This is a genomic window from Enterobacter cloacae complex sp. S3 (assembly GCF_014930495.1).
In the GTDB taxonomy this organism is placed as follows: Bacteria; Pseudomonadota; Gammaproteobacteria; order Enterobacterales; family Enterobacteriaceae; genus Enterobacter; species Enterobacter asburiae_B.
The window spans coordinates 144,559-160,515 of record NZ_JADBRD010000016.1; the positions used below are offsets into that span (position 1 = coordinate 144,559).

At 54.4% G+C, this 15,957-nt stretch carries 18 protein-coding genes; 9 read left to right on the forward strand and 9 right to left on the reverse strand.

The genetic code is table 11. The annotated features are described in order from the left end of the window. Positions 1-26: 26 nt before the first annotated feature. Together IM317_RS09330 and chbG are read left to right on the forward strand one after the other, a co-directional pair. Entirely contained in the window at positions 27-1,382 is a 1,356-nt protein-coding gene (locus IM317_RS09330; protein ID WP_033145267.1) for a 6-phospho-beta-glucosidase, read from the forward strand. Positions 1,383-1,393: 11 nt separating this feature from the next. Next, entirely contained in the window at positions 1,394-2,143 is a 750-nt protein-coding gene (gene chbG / locus IM317_RS09335) for a chitin disaccharide deacetylase (protein WP_033145268.1), read from the forward strand. A 129-nt stretch (positions 2,144-2,272) separates the two neighbouring features. On the opposite strand, the gene katE is transcribed toward chbG, so the two are convergent. Continuing rightward, positions 2,273-4,522, reverse strand: a complete 2,250-nt coding sequence (katE, locus tag IM317_RS09340) for a catalase HPII (RefSeq protein WP_033145269.1) — start codon at positions 4,520-4,522, stop codon at positions 2,273-2,275. A gap of 86 nt (positions 4,523-4,608) precedes the next feature. Here katE and cedA point away from each other — a divergent pair, with 86 nt between their 5' ends. Continuing rightward, the gene (cedA, locus tag IM317_RS09345; protein ID WP_072196682.1) at positions 4,609-4,965 is read left to right on the forward strand and encodes a cell division activator CedA; all 357 of its coding nucleotides are present in this window, start codon (positions 4,609-4,611) and stop codon (positions 4,963-4,965) included. A 48-nt stretch (positions 4,966-5,013) separates the two neighbouring features. On the opposite strand, the gene tcyP is transcribed toward cedA, so the two are convergent. From tcyP to hxpB, 3 genes are all read right to left on the reverse strand, one after another. Continuing rightward, the gene (gene tcyP / locus IM317_RS09350; RefSeq protein ID WP_008500667.1) at positions 5,014-6,405 is read right to left on the reverse strand and encodes a cystine/sulfocysteine:cation symporter; all 1,392 of its coding nucleotides are present in this window, start codon (positions 6,403-6,405) and stop codon (positions 5,014-5,016) included. A 127-nt stretch (positions 6,406-6,532) separates the two neighbouring features. After that, the gene (locus tag IM317_RS09355; RefSeq protein WP_014883483.1) at positions 6,533-7,123 is read right to left on the reverse strand and encodes a metal-dependent hydrolase; all 591 of its coding nucleotides are present in this window, start codon (positions 7,121-7,123) and stop codon (positions 6,533-6,535) included. Between the two features lie 101 nt (positions 7,124-7,224). Next, the gene (gene hxpB, locus IM317_RS09360) at positions 7,225-7,896 is read right to left on the reverse strand and encodes a hexitol phosphatase HxpB (RefSeq protein ID WP_033145270.1); all 672 of its coding nucleotides are present in this window, start codon (positions 7,894-7,896) and stop codon (positions 7,225-7,227) included. Positions 7,897-8,044: 148 nt separating this feature from the next. On the opposite strand from hxpB, the gene IM317_RS09365 reads away from it, so the two are divergent. Next, positions 8,045-8,581 (forward strand): YniB family protein, encoded by a 537-nt coding sequence (locus tag IM317_RS09365; RefSeq protein ID WP_023311291.1) that lies wholly within the window; start codon positions 8,045-8,047, stop codon positions 8,579-8,581. Positions 8,582-8,617: 36 nt separating this feature from the next. Here IM317_RS09365 and IM317_RS09370 read toward each other — a convergent pair whose 3' ends face one another. The 3 genes from IM317_RS09370 to pfkB all read right to left on the reverse strand — a co-directional run bounded on the left by IM317_RS09370 (position 8,618) and on the right by pfkB (position 10,913). Next, positions 8,618-9,478 carry a fructosamine kinase family protein gene (locus tag IM317_RS09370; RefSeq protein ID WP_029740438.1) on the reverse strand — a complete coding sequence of 287 codons (861 nt, stop codon included), beginning with the start codon at positions 9,476-9,478 and terminating at the stop codon, positions 8,618-8,620. 105 nt (positions 9,479-9,583) lie between these two features. After that, positions 9,584-9,874, reverse strand: coding sequence for a type V toxin-antitoxin system endoribonuclease antitoxin GhoS (ghoS, locus tag IM317_RS09375; RefSeq protein WP_033145271.1), 291 nt, complete (start codon positions 9,872-9,874; stop codon positions 9,584-9,586). A gap of 106 nt (positions 9,875-9,980) precedes the next feature. Continuing rightward, positions 9,981-10,913 (reverse strand): 6-phosphofructokinase II, encoded by a 933-nt coding sequence (gene pfkB, locus IM317_RS09380; RefSeq protein WP_033145272.1) that lies wholly within the window; start codon positions 10,911-10,913, stop codon positions 9,981-9,983. A 295-nt stretch (positions 10,914-11,208) separates the two neighbouring features. Here pfkB and IM317_RS09385 point away from each other — a divergent pair, with 295 nt between their 5' ends. Continuing rightward, entirely contained in the window at positions 11,209-11,967 is a 759-nt protein-coding gene (locus tag IM317_RS09385; protein ID WP_033145273.1) for a YdiY family protein, read from the forward strand. Positions 11,968-12,047: 80 nt separating this feature from the next. Here the strand turns inward: IM317_RS09385 and yniD are convergent, their stop codons facing one another. Together yniD and yncL are read right to left on the reverse strand one after the other, a co-directional pair. Then, positions 12,048-12,155: a small membrane protein YniD gene (gene yniD, locus IM317_RS09390; protein WP_008500658.1), complete on the reverse strand. Its 108-nt coding sequence runs from the start codon at positions 12,153-12,155 to the stop codon at positions 12,048-12,050. 98 nt (positions 12,156-12,253) lie between these two features. After that, on the reverse strand, positions 12,254-12,526 hold the full coding sequence (gene yncL, locus IM317_RS24190) for a stress response membrane protein YncL (RefSeq protein WP_080277768.1): 273 nt from the start codon (positions 12,524-12,526) through the stop codon (positions 12,254-12,256). Between the two features lie 142 nt (positions 12,527-12,668). Here yncL and thrS point away from each other — a divergent pair, with 142 nt between their 5' ends. The 4 genes from thrS to rplT all read left to right on the forward strand — a co-directional run bounded on the left by thrS (position 12,669) and on the right by rplT (position 15,845). Next, positions 12,669-14,597: a threonine--tRNA ligase gene (thrS, locus tag IM317_RS09400; protein WP_008500657.1), complete on the forward strand. Its 1,929-nt coding sequence runs from the start codon at positions 12,669-12,671 to the stop codon at positions 14,595-14,597. A 3-nt stretch (positions 14,598-14,600) separates the two neighbouring features. After that, entirely contained in the window at positions 14,601-15,143 is a 543-nt protein-coding gene (infC, locus tag IM317_RS09405) for a translation initiation factor IF-3 (RefSeq protein WP_014069901.1), read from the forward strand. A gap of 97 nt (positions 15,144-15,240) precedes the next feature. Further along, on the forward strand, positions 15,241-15,438 hold the full coding sequence (gene rpmI, locus IM317_RS09410; RefSeq protein WP_003030583.1) for a 50S ribosomal protein L35: 198 nt from the start codon (positions 15,241-15,243) through the stop codon (positions 15,436-15,438). Between the two features lie 50 nt (positions 15,439-15,488). Beyond that, positions 15,489-15,845: a 50S ribosomal protein L20 gene (gene rplT, locus IM317_RS09415; RefSeq protein WP_000124850.1), complete on the forward strand. Its 357-nt coding sequence runs from the start codon at positions 15,489-15,491 to the stop codon at positions 15,843-15,845. Positions 15,846-15,957: the final 112 nt, after the last annotated feature.

Genomic DNA, 15,957 nt, shown 5'->3' on the forward strand with positions numbered 1-15,957 from the left:
TAACCTGATACGCTAAGGGAGATATTATGCAGAAGAAATTAAAAGTCGTAACCATTGGTGGCGGCAGCAGCTATACCCCGGAATTACTTGAAGGTTTCCTGAAACGTTATCATGAATTACCGGTCAGCGAATTATGGCTGGTAGACGTTGAGGAAGGTCAGGAAAAGCTGAATATTATTTTCGACCTGTGCAAGCGCATGGTGGAGAAAGCGGGCGTGCCTCTGACCGTGCATAAAACCCTGGACCGTCGTCTGGCGCTGAAAGATGCGGATTTCGTCACCACCCAGCTGCGCGTCGGCCAGCTGAAGGCGCGCGAGCTGGACGAACGTATCCCGCTGAGCCACGGCTATCTCGGGCAGGAGACCAACGGCGCGGGCGGCCTGTTCAAAGGCCTGCGTACCATCCCGGTGATTTTCGACATCGTCAAAGACGTACAGGAGATCTGCCCGAACGCGTGGGTGATTAACTTCACCAACCCGGCCGGGATGGTGACCGAGGCGGTCTATCGTCATACCGGTTTCAAACGCTTTATCGGCGTCTGCAATATTCCGATTGGTATGAAGATGTTTATCCGCGACGTGCTGGCGCTGAACGACAGCGACGATCTCTCCATCGACCTGTTCGGCCTGAACCACATGGTGTTCATTAAAGACGTGATCGTGAACGGAAAATCGCGCTTTGCCGAACTGCTCGACGGCGTGGCTTCCGGTCGCCTGACGGCGGCATCGGTGAAAAACATCTTTGACCTGCCGTTCAGCGAAGGGCTGATCCGCTCGCTGAACCTGCTTCCGTGCTCGTACCTGCTTTACTACTTTAAGCAGAAAGAGATGCTGGCCATCGAAATGGGCGAGTACTATAAGGGCGGCGCGCGCGCGCAGATCGTTCAGAAAGTTGAGAAGCAGCTGTTCGATTTGTATAAAGATCCGAACCTGAACGTTAAACCGAAAGAGCTGGAGCAGCGCGGCGGGGCCTACTACTCCGATGCGGCGTGCGAGGTGATTAACGCCATCTACAACGACAAGCAGGCGGAACACTACGTTAACGTGCCGCACCACGGCCATATCGACAATATCCCGGCTGACTGGGCGGTCGAGATGACCTGCATCCTGGGACGCGATGGCGCTAAACCGCATCCACGCATCACCCACTTCGATGATAAGGTTATGGGCCTGATCCACACCATCAAAGGCTTTGAAGTGGCGGCAAGCAACGCGGCGCTGAGCGGCGAGCTCAATGACGTGCTTCTGGCGCTGAACCTCAGCCCGCTGGTGCATTCCGACCGCGATGCGGAGCAGCTGGCCAGCGAGATGATCCTGGCGCATGAAAAATGGTTGCCGAACTTTGCCGCCACCATCGAGAAGCTGAAGTTCAAACACCACTGAGAGGACGCACAATGGAAAACCTGCTGATCGTTAATGCTGATGATTTTGGCCTCTCGAAAGGCCAGAACTACGGCATTATTGAAGCCTGTCGCCGGGGTGTTGTGACCTCTACCACGGCAATGGTGAATGGTGAGGCGGTTGAACACGCGGCGCAGCTGAGCCGCGAGGTGCCGGAGCTGGGCGTCGGCATGCATTTTGTGCTGACGCTCGGGATGCCGCTTTCGCCCATGCCCGGCCTGACGCGCGACGGCCAGCTGGGCAAATGGATTTGGGAACAGGCAGAGCAGGGCGCTCTGCCGCTCGAAGAGATTGCCGGAGAGCTGGAGCGTCAGTTCCACCGCTTTGTTGACGTGTTTGGTAAGGCACCGACGCACATCGACAGCCATCACCACGTGCATATGATCCCGGCGATTTTCCCGATTGTCGCGGAGTTTGCGCAGCGTAAAGGCGTGGCGATGCGCGTGGATCGGGAGGCGCGCGGCGTGCCCGACTGCGCCGTGACCACCACAGAGGGGTTCAGCAGCGCATTTTACGGCGACGAGATCGACGAAGCGCTGTTCCTGAAGGTGCTGGATGATTCCAGCGCGCGGGGGGAAAAGTCGCTGGAGGTCATGGCGCATCCTGCTTTTGTCGATAACACCGTGCGGAAAAGCGCCTACTGCTGGCCGCGCCTGGCGGAGCTGGACGTGTTGACATCGCCGTCGCTGAAATACGCGATTGCCGAGCGTGGGTATCGGTTGGGAACGTTCGGGGATTTGTGAGAAATTCCCCCTCACCCTAACCCTCTCCCCAAAAGGGAGAGGGGACTGGGCCGTGCGGTCTGTAATGCGAACACAGGTCTGCATTTCACCCTCTCCCTTTCAGGGAGAGGGGCGGGGTGAGGGTATTTTTTACGCCGGGATCTGGTCAATCTTACTGCTGCGCGACCAGACGCGGTGCGCGGCGAGCAAATCAAACAGCTTCGTCATAAAGGCATCGTCAACGTTGTCGCCCTCGACAATGCCGTCCTCACCCTGATCGGCCACCTTCAGGTGCGCCTTAAACCGTCGCGCGTCGCCGGACAGCGCGATCGGTTTCAGGTGCTTATAGGCTTCCAGCAGATAATACACGGCGTCACCGTTGTTCAGCAGGCTGTCAATGTCCCCGCACGGCACAATCACCGCATCGACGGTCAGCGATGGCGCCCCGGCAAAGGTCGCCGCCACCGGCAGCACGGAGCCGTCATCGGCGGTCACTTCCCCCATGCGGGAATAAAGCAGTTTCGCATGCACGCCCTGGGTCTTCAGCGCCTGCATGATCCCCAGCACGTCGCTGGCGCGGGTTTTGTCGTTCAGCAGGATGGCGACCACGCGGCCTTTAATCGAGCCACCCGGCACGGCATACAGGCTCAGCGACGGATCTTTCTTCACGCCGTTAACCTCTTTAGGCGGGGCAAGGTTGCGCTGCTCGTCGGTCAGCGTAATGCCCAGGTTATCCGCAACGCTCTGGGCGAGCTGAATATCAATGCGCGCCAGCTGATCGACGACCCGCTCGCGGATGTAGGTACGCACCACTTTGCTCAGCTCAAAGCTGAAGCCGCCGATAATGTGCTGTTGCTCAATCGGCGTCTGGCTGTTCCAGAACAGGCGAGGATGGGCGTAATACTCGCCGAACGACGGGCTGCGCTCGCGAATTTTGTTGCCGTCGATACGCTCCTGGTACGATTCGAATCCACCGCGTTTCGGCGCCGGAGGCGTTTCGCGCGGCCAGTTATCGTTGATGGAGTTCGGCTCATAGTTTGCCGGATTGGTATCAATATCCTGACGATGCATCCCGTCGCGCTGGAAGTTATGGTAAGGGCAGGTTGGGCGGTTAATCGGAATTTCGTGGAAGTTCGGCCCGCCCAGACGGCTGATCTGCGTATCGGTATACGAGAACAAGCGACCCTGCAGGAGCGGATCGTTGGTGAAGTCCAGCCCCGGCACGATATGCCCCGGGTGGAATGCGGCCTGTTCGTTTTCGGCAAAGAAATTATCCGGGTTGCGGTTGAGCACCATTTTACCCACCAGCTGAACCGGCACCAGCTCTTCCGGGATCAGCTTCGTCGGGTCAAGCAGGTCGAAATCGAACTTAAATTCGTCCTCTTCCGGAATGAGTTGCAGGCCCAGCTCGTACTCCGGGAAGTCGCCCGCTTCGATGGACTCCCACAGCTCGCGGCGGTGGAAGTCCGGGTCGCGACCGGTCAGCTTCTGCGCCTCATCCCACACCAGGGAGGCTTTACCCGCCACCGGCTTCCAGTGGAAACGGACGAACGTGGCTTTACCCTCGGCGTTGATCAGACGGAAGGTATGGATGCCAAAGCCTTCCATGGTGCGATAGCTGCGCGGAATGCCGCGGTCTGACATCGCCCACATCACGTTGTGTAAGGTTTCAGGCTGCAGGGAGACATAGTCCCAGAAGGTGTCGTGCGCGCTTTGTCCCTGCGGTATGGCCCAGTGGGGCTCCGGTTTTACCGCATGGACAAAGTCAGGAAATTTATGCGCGTCCTGAATGAAGAACACCGGGGTGTTATTGCCCACCAGATCGAAAATACCCTCTTCGGTATAAAACTTGGTGGCAAAGCCGCGGATATCCCGGACGGTATCTGCCGAACCCGCGCCGCCCTGTACGGTGGAGAAGCGCACAAATACCGGAGTGATTTTGTCCGGATCGGAGAGGAAATCCGCTTTGGTGATCGCTTTCAGGCTCTTATAGGGCTGGAAGTAGCCGTGCGCAGCGGAACCGCGCGCGTGGACGATGCGTTCCGGTATCCGCTCGTGGTCGAAATGGGTGATTTTTTCCCGCAGGATAAAATCTTCCAGCAGGGTTGGCCCGCGCGCGCCTGCGCGAAGGGAGTTCTGATCGTCAGCAATGCGCACGCCCTGATTGGTGGTCAGCGCAAAACCTTCGCCGCCTTTGCGGTGCGGCTCAAGCGATTTCAGCTTCTCGTTTCCCGTCTCCGGCGATTTCATGCTTCCCGGTGCGGTAGGCTGTTCGCCCGGTGCAGAGGGGCCAGGGGAGGGGCGGTGAGAGCCGTCAGCAGGGGCGAGAGAGTCCATACCCGGTTGAGATTCCTCAGTGCCATGAATCGGTGATTGATGTGTTTTATCTTTGTTCGACATTGCACGCTTCTCCTTTATCCATTGCTAAAAACCCTATTAAGGATAGAACAATGTCGCGAGATGGCTCGCGAACTAAGAGTTTTCACATGCCGTCATTGACGAAAGGAGCCTTCTCACCCACTCGGGGCGCGACGGAAGGCAGCAGGATCGGCTATCATAGAATTTTCCTGCTTCAAGAATTTGCTTTAGTGAACCAGTCGCTTATGAAACCTCTTCGTCAACAAAACCGCCAGGTTATTAGCTATGTGCCCCGCGTTGAGCCCGCGCCGCCTGACCATGCCCTGAAAGTGGAGGGTTTTCGCGATGTCTGGCAGCTTCGGGGGAAATATGTGGCCTTTGTGCTGATCGGCGAACACTTCCGCCGCTCGCCCACGTTTACCGTGCCGGAGTCAGCGCAACGGTGGGCGATGCAGATCCGCCAGGATGAAGAGGTTGAGGAATAACAGCCATAAAAAAACCGCCATCAGGCGGTTTTTTTATTTCGACCGTAATTAACGGTGCGCCAGCTCGGCGTCGTCTTCACTTTCCAGAATCGCTTTGTCGGTCTGCTTCAGCCACTGGCTGGTCAGCGTACCGGCAGTCATGGAGCCGCTTACGTTCAGCGCGGTACGGCCCATGTCGATCAGCGGTTCAACGGAGATCAGCAGCGCGACCAGCGTCACGGGCAGACCCAGCGCGGGCAGCACAATCAGCGCGGCGAAGGTTGCGCCACCGCCAACACCCGCAACGCCTGCGGAGCTTACGGTAACAATCCCGACCAGCGTGGCGATCCAGACCGGATCCAGCGGGTTAATCCCAACGGTAGGGGCAACCATCACCGCCAGCATCGCCGGGTACAGACCCGCACAGCCGTTCTGACCAATGGTGGCACCAAAGGAGGCAGAGAAGCTGGCGATGGATTCAGGCACGCCCAGACGACGGGTTTGCGCTTCAACGTTCAGCGGAATAGACGCGGCGCTGGAACGGCTGGTGAAGGCAAAGGTCAGCACCGGCCAGACTTTACGGAAGTATTTCAGAGGGCTGACGCCGTTTACGCCCAGCAGGATGCCGTGCACCACGAACATAATGCCCAGACCCAGATAAGAGGCGACAACGAAGCTGCCCAGCTTAATTATGTCCTGCAGGTTAGAGCCGGCAACCACTTTGGTCATCAGCGCCAGCACGCCGTAAGGCGTCAGCTGCATCACCAGACGCACCAGCTTCATCACCCAGCTTTGCAGGGTATCAATCGCGGTCAGCACGCGTTCGCCTTTAGGCGCGTCGTCTTTCAGAAGCTTCAGCGCCGCTACGCCCAGGAACGCGGCGAAAATAACCACGCTGATGATTGAGGTTGGGCTCGCACCGGTCAGGTCAGCAAACGGGTTCTTCGGAATGAAGGAGAGCACCATCTGCGGCACGGTCAGATCAGCCACTTTACCCACGTAGTTGGTTTGAATCGCGGTAAGACGCGCCGTTTCAGCGGTACCCTGAACCAGACCTTCTGCGGTCAGGCCAAACAGGTTGGTGACCAGCACACCCACCAGCGCGGCAATCAGCGTGGTGAACAGCAGCGTACCAATGGTCAGGAAGCTGATTTTTCCCAGCTGGGTCGCGTTATGCAGGCGGGCCACGGCGCTCAGAATAGAGGCGAACACCAGCGGCATAACGATCATCTGCAGCAGCTGAACATAGCCGTTACCGACGATGTTGAACCACTGAATAGAATCTTTCAGAACTGGATTATCGGAACCATAAATTGCCTGTAATGCCAGACCAAATACGACACCCATGGCCAGACCAACCAGCACTTTTTTCGCCAGGCTCCACTGTTTGTGGCGCGCCTGCGCGAGAAGCAATAGCAATACAACGAACACAACGACGTTCGCGATGAGTGGAAAATTCATCCCCGTTCTCCTGATTTATTATTGGGTCGGTTTTTACCGATCCTGTTGGCGGAAGGTTAGCAGAAGTGTGATGTAGCGCTTATATCCAAATGGAATGGGTTATGACAAATAGGATAATTTTGTTGGTTTACTGTTCAATCTGGTGATGAATAAAGCGATTGAACTGAAATTGCAGCGAATTAATCATCTGGGATGACCAGCGAACTGCACTGTTTTCGGGCAATGTTTGCGGCATCCAGACGGCATAAGCAAATAGCGCCATGCACAATACGCGCTCAAGCTGGTTGCCTTTCTGCGGTGCGAGGATCGGAAAACGGAAACGCCAGCGGCAGGGCCACAGCAGCGGCACGCCCGCAGGCGTCAGCATATCGGCGAGAATATGGCTTAAATAGCCCAGCACCATCCCCTGGATGGCATCGGCGGGGACTATCCAGCTTTCGGGCACCTTCAAATAGAAAAGCGTCAGCAGGCCAAACACGGCCAGCAGGCTGTGCGTAAACCCCCGATGGCCGAACGCGCGGGCGATGGGTTTCGACACCCACTTCAGGCGTTGTCCGAGGAAAGATTTGGGGTGGTCAATGTCGGGCAGCAGACAGGTCAATACGGCGGAAGGGACAATATGCCACCAGTCCCCCTGTGCCAGCACGGGGGTGAGTTCAGCGTTTTTGGCAAATACCGCGCACGCAATAGAAAAAAGCAGGTGGCCTTCCGCCGTCATGATAAAACCCACAAAACTGTCAATTCATACAGTATAGGGTTTTTATACAGTAGGCGGAAGAGGTGACGGTGTAACTGTTTGTCACAAACCGGAGAAGGGCGTTAACCGCCCTGCAGGTGATGCGCCGTGAGTTCTGCCAGCGAGTTAAGCTTCACGTCGGCGAGGGCAAACCGGGGGTCGTGACGGCCTTCTTCAGCGGGCACCACAATGGAGCGCATCCTTGCAGCCTTCGACGCCACCATACCGTTAACGGAATCTTCCAGCGCAACGCAGTTGAGGGGATCCAGGCCCAGCTTTGCGGCGCAGTCCAGATAGACCTGCGGGTGCGGCTTGCTGTAAGGCAATTTTTCAGCGGACGCCAGCGCGTCGAAACTGTCGCGCAGTTCAAACATCGTGAGCACTTTTTCCAGCATATGCAGCGGTGAAGCCGAGGCCAGGCCAACCTTCAGCCCCTGGGCTTTACACAGCGCGACGGCCTCACGTACGCCGGGCAGCAGCGGCCGGTTCTCTTCCACCAGAGAAATGGCGCGGCTGATAATGCGTGCGGTCACCTCATCGCGATTGGGACCCACCCACGGCTGTTGGGCAAACCACAGGTCAACCACCATATCGATGCGCAGGCCCAGCGTATCGGGAAGTTCATTACGGCGGCTGATATCCACGCCCAGGCTGGCCATCACATCCAGTTCGGCGCGATCCCACAGCGGTTCGGAATCGATCAGTAATCCATCCATGTCAAAAATTGCGGCAAGAATTTGGCGCGGTGTCGACATCACAACGTCTCCTTATCCAGGGTGTTCGACAGACGATACGTGCTAAGCACACTCTGCAATTTAGCATATTGCTTTTAAAGAGCGGGCGAAATTGATGACCAGCAGGTAGACTTAGGCACAAATAACGCGTCTTTATGAAGAGGAACTGATGACGTATCAACAAGCTGGACGCATTGCGGTCTTAAAACGTATTGCTGGCTGGGTGATTTTTATTCCTGCCGTCATTTCTACGCTGATTTCTGTACTCAAATTTATGTACGACCACAGCGAAAAACAGCCGGGTATCAATGCGGTAATGCTTGATTTCGCTCATGTCATGATTGAGATGATGCGTTTTAATACGCCATTTTTGAATGTCTTCTGGTTTAACTCACCCACCCCGGATTTTCATCAACAGCTGAATATCGGCTTTTGGGTGATATATGCCCTGATCTTTGTCGCGCTGGCATTACAGGCCTCTGGCGCGAGAATGAGTCGCCAGACGCGCTTTTTACGCGAAGGCGTTGAGGATCAGTTGATTCTGGAGCAGGCCAAAGGCCCGGAAGGAATGAGTCGGGAGCAGATTGAATCCCGCATCGTTGTGCCGCGTCACACCATTTTCCTGCAAATTTTCCCGCTCTATATCCTTCCCGTGATTATCATTGTGGCGGGATACTTCTTCTTCTCACTGCTCGGTTTTCTGTAAGCGATAAGGGTGGCGGCAAGGCCACCCGTTATCTTCTCAGGCGGCAAGCATACGCTCGAGTGCCCGCTGCGCGTTAACAAGGTGTTCTCCGCCAAAAAGAATGGCACGGTTCATCAGCGTATAAAGCTGATACACCGGCTGGCGGTCGAGGAAACCGGGCGGCAGGGGAGAAACAGACTGGTATCCGTCGTATATTTGCGGCGGCTGCTCAGGATGAAGCGGCAGCATGGCAAGATCGCACTCTCTGTCACCCCAGTAGCAGGCCGGGTCAAAGATGTACGGGCCGTTGGGACCCAGCGCGCAGTTATTGGACCACAAATCGCCGTGAAGCAGAGACGCCTGAGGCTGGTGGGATGCCAGACGCTGTTGAACGTGCTCGACGATGGCGTCGATATTGCCAAATTCCAGCCCTTTCTCGGCGGCTAGCTCTAGCTGCCAGCCAATGCGCTGCTCGGCAAAAAATGTCGACCAGCGACGCTGCCAGGCATTGGGCTGTGGCGTGGTGGAGAGATCGTTGTCAAAGTCGAGACCAAACTGCGGCTGGTCGCTCCATTGATGCAGGCGCGCCAACTGTTGGCCAAGGATGAACGCATTATGGGCATCCAGCGGGCGGGCGGGGAGATATTCCATCACCAGGAAGCTGTAGTCGCGGTCGCTCCCCACGGCCAGAACCTGCGGGACCGTGACCGTTTTACTGCGGGACAACAGCTCCAGCTGGTCGGCTTCGGCGGTAAATATTGGAAGCAGCTCTCGCTCATCGCATTTAACGAAGAGATCGCGCCCAGCGTAGCGTAAATGCCACGCGGCGTGGATCTCACCGCCTGGCAGTTCGTTACGCAGTTCAATTTCACCTTCACCCAGTTGCTCACGTAAAAGATGACTGATAGCCTGCCACATGTTGTCTCTCCCATGTTGTCTGCCAGATCATAAAGTTAGCGCATAACTGCGGTAAAAAAATACGAACTAACGCACACCTGAGCGGTTTAAATTCATACTGCGCACTTATTGTTCTTTTTTTCGCCAGCTTTCCCAGGTATCCACGTCAATTTCGGCAGGCTTGTCGGTCACGCTCTCCACCAGACTGGCGGCCAGCGCATGAACCTCTTCCTGACTCAGGGCGCCGATCAGACCAAATGTCAGGGTGCCTAAATCATGAATGTTGCCCTCGTCATCCGTCAGCGTGAGGAGAAAATTAGCCCGGGTGAAAGCATTGTTGAGCTCATTCAGCTCGGTTAGCGATGCTTCATGAAGGTTGATGGTCACGACGTAGCGTGTGATGTCACCACTGCTCATAATTCACCTCATTGTTATCATGGAAGTTTTCTTAGCATAGTCGATAGTTTGCGTTTGGCGACTCAGAGACGACATTCCCCTCCGTAACGACGAAGGGGAACAGGCGTTAATTTCGGGACAGGTAATCGACGATTTTTTGCGTATCGGCAAGCGAACAGAGACGCGTGCCCTGGTTGATGGTGGCGGCGCTACCCGCCGCCACGCCGTAGCGTGTCATCTCGAGCAGAGACGCGCCCTGCGCCAGTTTTAGCGTCATCGCACCCACCATGCTATCGCCCGCGCCAACCGTGCTCTGGCTCTTCATCGGCGGTGGGACAACCTGAACGGACGACGATTCATCGACTGCCAGCGCCCCCTGAGGGCCAAGGGAGACGACTACGCGCCGCGCTTTACCGCTTCGCACCAGCTCCTGCGCGGCGGTGCGCACATCATCAGGCTGCGTCAGTTCGCGGTTGACCAGCGCGCTTAACTCTTTCTGGTTGGGTTTGACCAGCTCCAGATTGCCCGGCACCAGAGCCGCCTGCAGGGCCTCGCCGCTGCTGTCGACTATGCAGCGGATACCGCGCTGCTGCGCGGCCTGAATCAGCGCCGTCAATTTTTCCGTGCTTACGCCGGGCGGCAGGCTGCCGCTTACCACCAGCAGCGCGCCGCTTTCTATCGTCAGCACTTTTTCTTCAAGCTGACGAAACTCGTCATCGCTGAGTTTCGCGCCCGGCATGACAAAACGGTACTGCTCGCCGCTGGATTCTACGTGGACATGCAGGTTTTGCCGCGTCCAGTCTTTGGCCTCAACGGTTTCAACGGCCACCTGTTCATCGGCCAGCAGAGAGACCAGGTGTTCACCGGTGGCACCGCCTGCGGGGAAAATTGCCGTGGCTTTGCCGCCGAGGTGTGTAATGGCGCGCGCCACGTTGATCCCGCCGCCTCCGGGCTCAAAGACCGGGGCGCTGCAGCGCAATTTACCTTCCGGGTAAATCTGCGGCGTCAGGGTGGCGGAATCCAGGGAAGGGGAGAGCGTCAGAGTATAAATAGAAACCATCATTACCTCCTTTTAGCATGGGTTCTTATTAGCCTGGCACCATTTGTCAGGAAGGCAATGTAAATAACAGTATGATTTTAAATATGAATACTGACGAAAAGTGAGGCGGGGGATATATAAAATAAAACGCTTTTTGAGATCGTTCTTATTCAAAAAATGAAATAAGAAAACATTGCTATGTTATTTGCGGCTTTTTATAATTTGTTACCTTTCTCTGGACGCCTTGTCATTGATCCTCAAGAAAGATTCCGGGACCGTGTGGTCTCTTTTTTTGTTGTACGGACTCCTTAATAAAATGAAGCTTTTAAAGACAGTGCCCGCTGCACTGATGCTGGCGGGTGGCGTGTTTGCGGCTATGAACGCGACCGCTGATGATACCGTTTTTACTGTCATGGACGATCCTTCCACCGCGAAAAAACCGTTTGAAGGTAACCTGAACGCCGGATACCTGGCACAATCCGGTAACACGAAAAGCTCTTCTCTGACGGCGGACAGTACGCTCACCTGGTACGGTAATACCACCGCCTGGTCTCTGTGGGGTAATGCCAGCAACACTTCCGCTAACGACGAACGTTCTTCCGAGAAGTATGCGGTAGGCGGACGTAGCCGTTACAACATGACCGACTATGACTACCTGTTTGGTCAGGCAAGCTGGTTAACCGACCGTTACAACGGTTATCGCCAGCGCGATGTATTCACCGCCGGTTATGGTCGCCAGTTCCTGAACGGTCCGGTACACAGCTTCCGTTTTGAATTCGGTCCGGGTGTGCGTTATGACGAGTACACCAATGGCGATACTAAAACCCAACCGCTCGGTTACGCTTCCGGTACCTATGCCTGGCAGATGACTGACAACACCAAATTTACCCAGGGTGTTTCTGTATTTGGTGCCGACGATACGACGCTGAACTCTGAGACGGCGCTGAACGTGGCTATCAACGAACACTTTGGCCTGAAAGTCGCCTACAACGTGACCTGGAACTCTTCACCACCAGAATCTGCACCGGATCATACCGACCGCAGAACCACGGTTTCACTGGGTTATAGAATGTAATAAAAGCGGGCCGATGATGATGTCGGCCCGTTTATTGTCTGCGGTCTTTAGACGTCCCTTCTGATGACTTGTCTTCGCCCCTAGCCCCAAATCATTGCCGCCCAACGGAGTAGCAGCATTGCGCCGCAGATGGCAATCAGCACCAGCACCATTTTCCAGTGTTTTACGGCAAATCGTTTAGTTGGCATAACCTAATCCTTGTTGGTTGATATCCCCAGTCTACCAAACAGGGCCGAAATATGCCCCTTCTCAGGATCGATTGGGTTATGCCAGCGCAGGATTCGGCTCAGAACCAGTGGAATCGTTCGGCGAGAATCAACAATAAACCTGTGGCGGAAAGGATGTTCAATATCACAACCGTTCTACTGGATACGTTCATGGTATGCACCTTTGGGTTTAAAGACCTGTTCAAGAGTAGCCCAGCATCTTTGAAATGCGAGCGCAGGGGAGAAGCAACCTGCAAATTCGTACGAAAGCGCCAGCCCATCAATCTGGCCGCAGAGGGTGCAATCTCCTTGCCGTTAGTGTTAACATTACGTCGCTTGCCGTAAATCCGCATTAATCTGAATTCGGCTGGTGAATGATGACGAACCAATTTGACGATTGTTGGTCAGATGGTGTCGTAATCTATTGTCAAATCACGATTATTTTCTTTGTATATGCTCTTATGTGTGGGGCATCACTGCAAATAAGGATATAAAATGCCTGTAATTACTCTTCCTGATGGCAGCCAACGCCATTTCGACCGTGCTGTTAGCCCAATGGATGTTGCCCTGGACATTGGTCCTGGTCTCGCGAAAGCGACTATCGCTGGCCGCGTTAACGGTGAGCTGGTGGATGCTTCCGATCTGATCGAAAACGATGCGACGCTTGCAATCATCACTGCGAAAGACGAAGAAGGTCTGGAGATCATTCGTCACTCCTGCGCGCACCTGTTAGGCCATGCCATCAAACAGCTGTGGCCAAACACCAAAATGGCGATCGGTCCGGTTATCGACAATGGTTTCTACTATGACGTTGACCTTGACCACACCCTGACTCAGGAAGATATCGACGCGCTCGAAAAACGCATGCACGAGCTCGCCGAAACGAACTATGACGTCATCAAGAAGAAAGTCAGCTGGCACGAAGCGCGTGAAACCTTCGTGAAGCGCGGCGAGAGCTATAAAGTCTCTATTCTTGACGAAAACATTTCGCATGATGACAAGCCTGGCTTGTACCATCACGAAGAATACGTCGACATGTGCCGTGGACCGCACGTGCCGAACATGCGCTTCTGTCATCACTTTAAGCTGATGAAGATCGCGGGCGCCTACTGGCGTGGCGACAGCAACAACAAAATGTTGCAGCGTATTTATGGTACCGCGTGGGCTGATAAAAAAGCCCTGAACGCATACCTGCTGCGCCTGGAAGAGGCGGCGAAGCGTGACCACCGTAAAATCGGTAAGCAGCTTGACCTGTACCACATGCAGGAAGAAGCGCCGGGTATGGTGTTCTGGCATAACGACGGCTGGACTATCTTCCGTGAACTGGAAACTTTCGTACGCTCCAAACTGAAAGAGTACCAGTATCAGGAAGTGAAAGGCCCGTTCATGATGGACCGTGTGCTGTGGGAAAAAACCGGCCACTGGGACAACTACAAAGATGCGATGTTCACCACCTCGTCTGAGAACCGTGAATACTGCATCAAGCCAATGAACTGTCCGGGCCACGTTCAGATCTTCAACCAGGGTCTGAAATCCTACCGCGACCTGCCGCTGCGTATGGCGGAGTTCGGTAGCTGCCACCGTAACGAGCCATCAGGTGCGCTGCACGGTCTGATGCGTGTTCGTGGCTTTACTCAGGATGATGCGCATATCTTCTGTACTGAAGATCAGGTCCGTGACGAAGTTAACGCCTGTATTCGTATGGTCTACGATATGTACAGCACCTTTGGCTTCGAGAAGATCGTGGTCAAACTCTCAACGCGTCCGGAAAAACGTATCGGCAGCGATGAGACATGGGATCGCGCAGAAGCGGATCTCGCCGTGGCGCTGGAAGAGAACGGCATTCCGTTCGAATACCAGCTGGGCGAGGGCGCATTCTACGGTCCGAAAATTGAATTTACCCTGTATGACTGCCTCGATCGCGCATGGCAGTGCGGTACTGTACAGCTGGACTTCTCCCTGCCGCAGCGTTTAAGCGCCTCTTATGTTGGCGAAGACAACGAGCGTCAGGTACCGGTAATGATTCACCGTGCAATTCTCGGTTCTCTGGAGCGCTTCATCGGCATCCTGACCGAAGAATTCGCTGGCTTCTTCCCAACCTGGCTTGCGCCAGTGCAGGTCGTGGTGATGAACATTACCGATTCTCAGGCGGATTACGTTAAAGAATTGACGCAGAAACTACAAAATGCGGGCATTCGCGTAAAAGCAGACTTGAGAAATGAGAAGATTGGCTTTAAAATCCGCGAGCACACTTTACGTCGTGTCCCGTATATGTTGGTCTGTGGTGATAAAGAGGTGGAAGCAGGCAAAGTTGCCGTTCGCACTCGCCGTGGTAAAGACCTGGGCAGCCTGGACGTAAGTGAAGTGATTGAGAAGCTGCAACAAGAGATTCGCAGCCGCAGTCTTCAACAACTGGAGGAATAAGGTATTAAAGGCGGAAAACGAGTTCAAACGGCACGTCCGAATCGTATCAATGGCGAGATTCGCGCCCAGGAAGTTCGCTTAACAGATCTTGAAGGTGAACCACTGGGGATTGTGAGTCTGAGAGAAGCGATCGAAAAAGCTGAAGAAGCTGGAGTAGATTTAGTTGAAATCAGCCCTAACGCCGAACCGCCAGTTTGTCGTATCATGGACTACGGCAAGTTCCTTTATGAAAAGAGTAAGTCTTCTAAGGAACAGAAGAAGAAGCAAAAAGTTATCCAGGTTAAGGAAATCAAATTCCGTCCTGGTACCGACGATGGCGATTATCAGGTAAAACTCCGCAGCCTGATTCGCTTTCTGGAAGATGGCGATAAGGCCAAGATCACACTGCGTTTCCGCGGTCGTGAGATGGCCCACCAACAGATTGGTATGGAAGTGCTTAACCGCGTCCGTGACGATCTGAGTGAACTGGCAGTAGTCGAATCCTTCCCTACGAAGATCGAAGGCCGCCAGATGATCATGGTGCTCGCTCCTAAGAAGAAACAGTAAGGCCTTCAAGCAGCAAAATCTGTGGAGCCTTCGGGTTTCATAGGTTTTGTTCGCCTATGTTTCGTTTATTTAACAATGCGAAGTGGAAGTTATTAAGATGCCAAAAATTAAGACCGTACGCGGTGCTGCTAAGCGCTTCAAAAAAACCGGTGGTGGTGGATTTAAGCGTAAGCACGCAAACCTGCGTCATATTCTGACCAAAAAATCTACTAAGCGTAAACGTCACCTGCGTCCAAAAGGCCTCGTTTCTAAAGGCGATCTGGGTCTGGTTATCGCGTGCCTGCCGTACGCATAAGCCGTTAACGTTTAATTTTTTACTAAGAATATAGATACAGGAGAGCACATATGGCTCGCGTAAAACGTGGTGTAATTGCACGTGCACGTCACAAGAAAATTTTGAAACAAGCTAAAGGCTACTACGGTGCGCGTTCACGCGTATACCGCGTTGCCTTCCAGGCTGTTATCAAAGCAGGTCAGTACGCTTACCGTGACCGTCGTCAGCGTAAGCGTCAGTTCCGTCAACTGTGGATTGCGCGTATCAACGCAGCAGCACGTCAGAACGGTATTTCTTACAGCAAATTCATCAACGGCCTGAAAAAAGCCTCTGTTGAAATCGACCGTAAGATCCTGGCTGACATCGCAGTATTCGACAAAGTAGCGTTCACCGCTCTGGTCGAAAAAGCGAAAGCAGCACTGGCATAAGCCAGTTGAGAGAGGGGGCTTTGCTCCCTCTTTTCATTTAACACCATCAGAAGATTGACATTTATCCGTCCAAGCTTTTCAATAAGGTCTTAACGGTTTTTACCAGACAAGG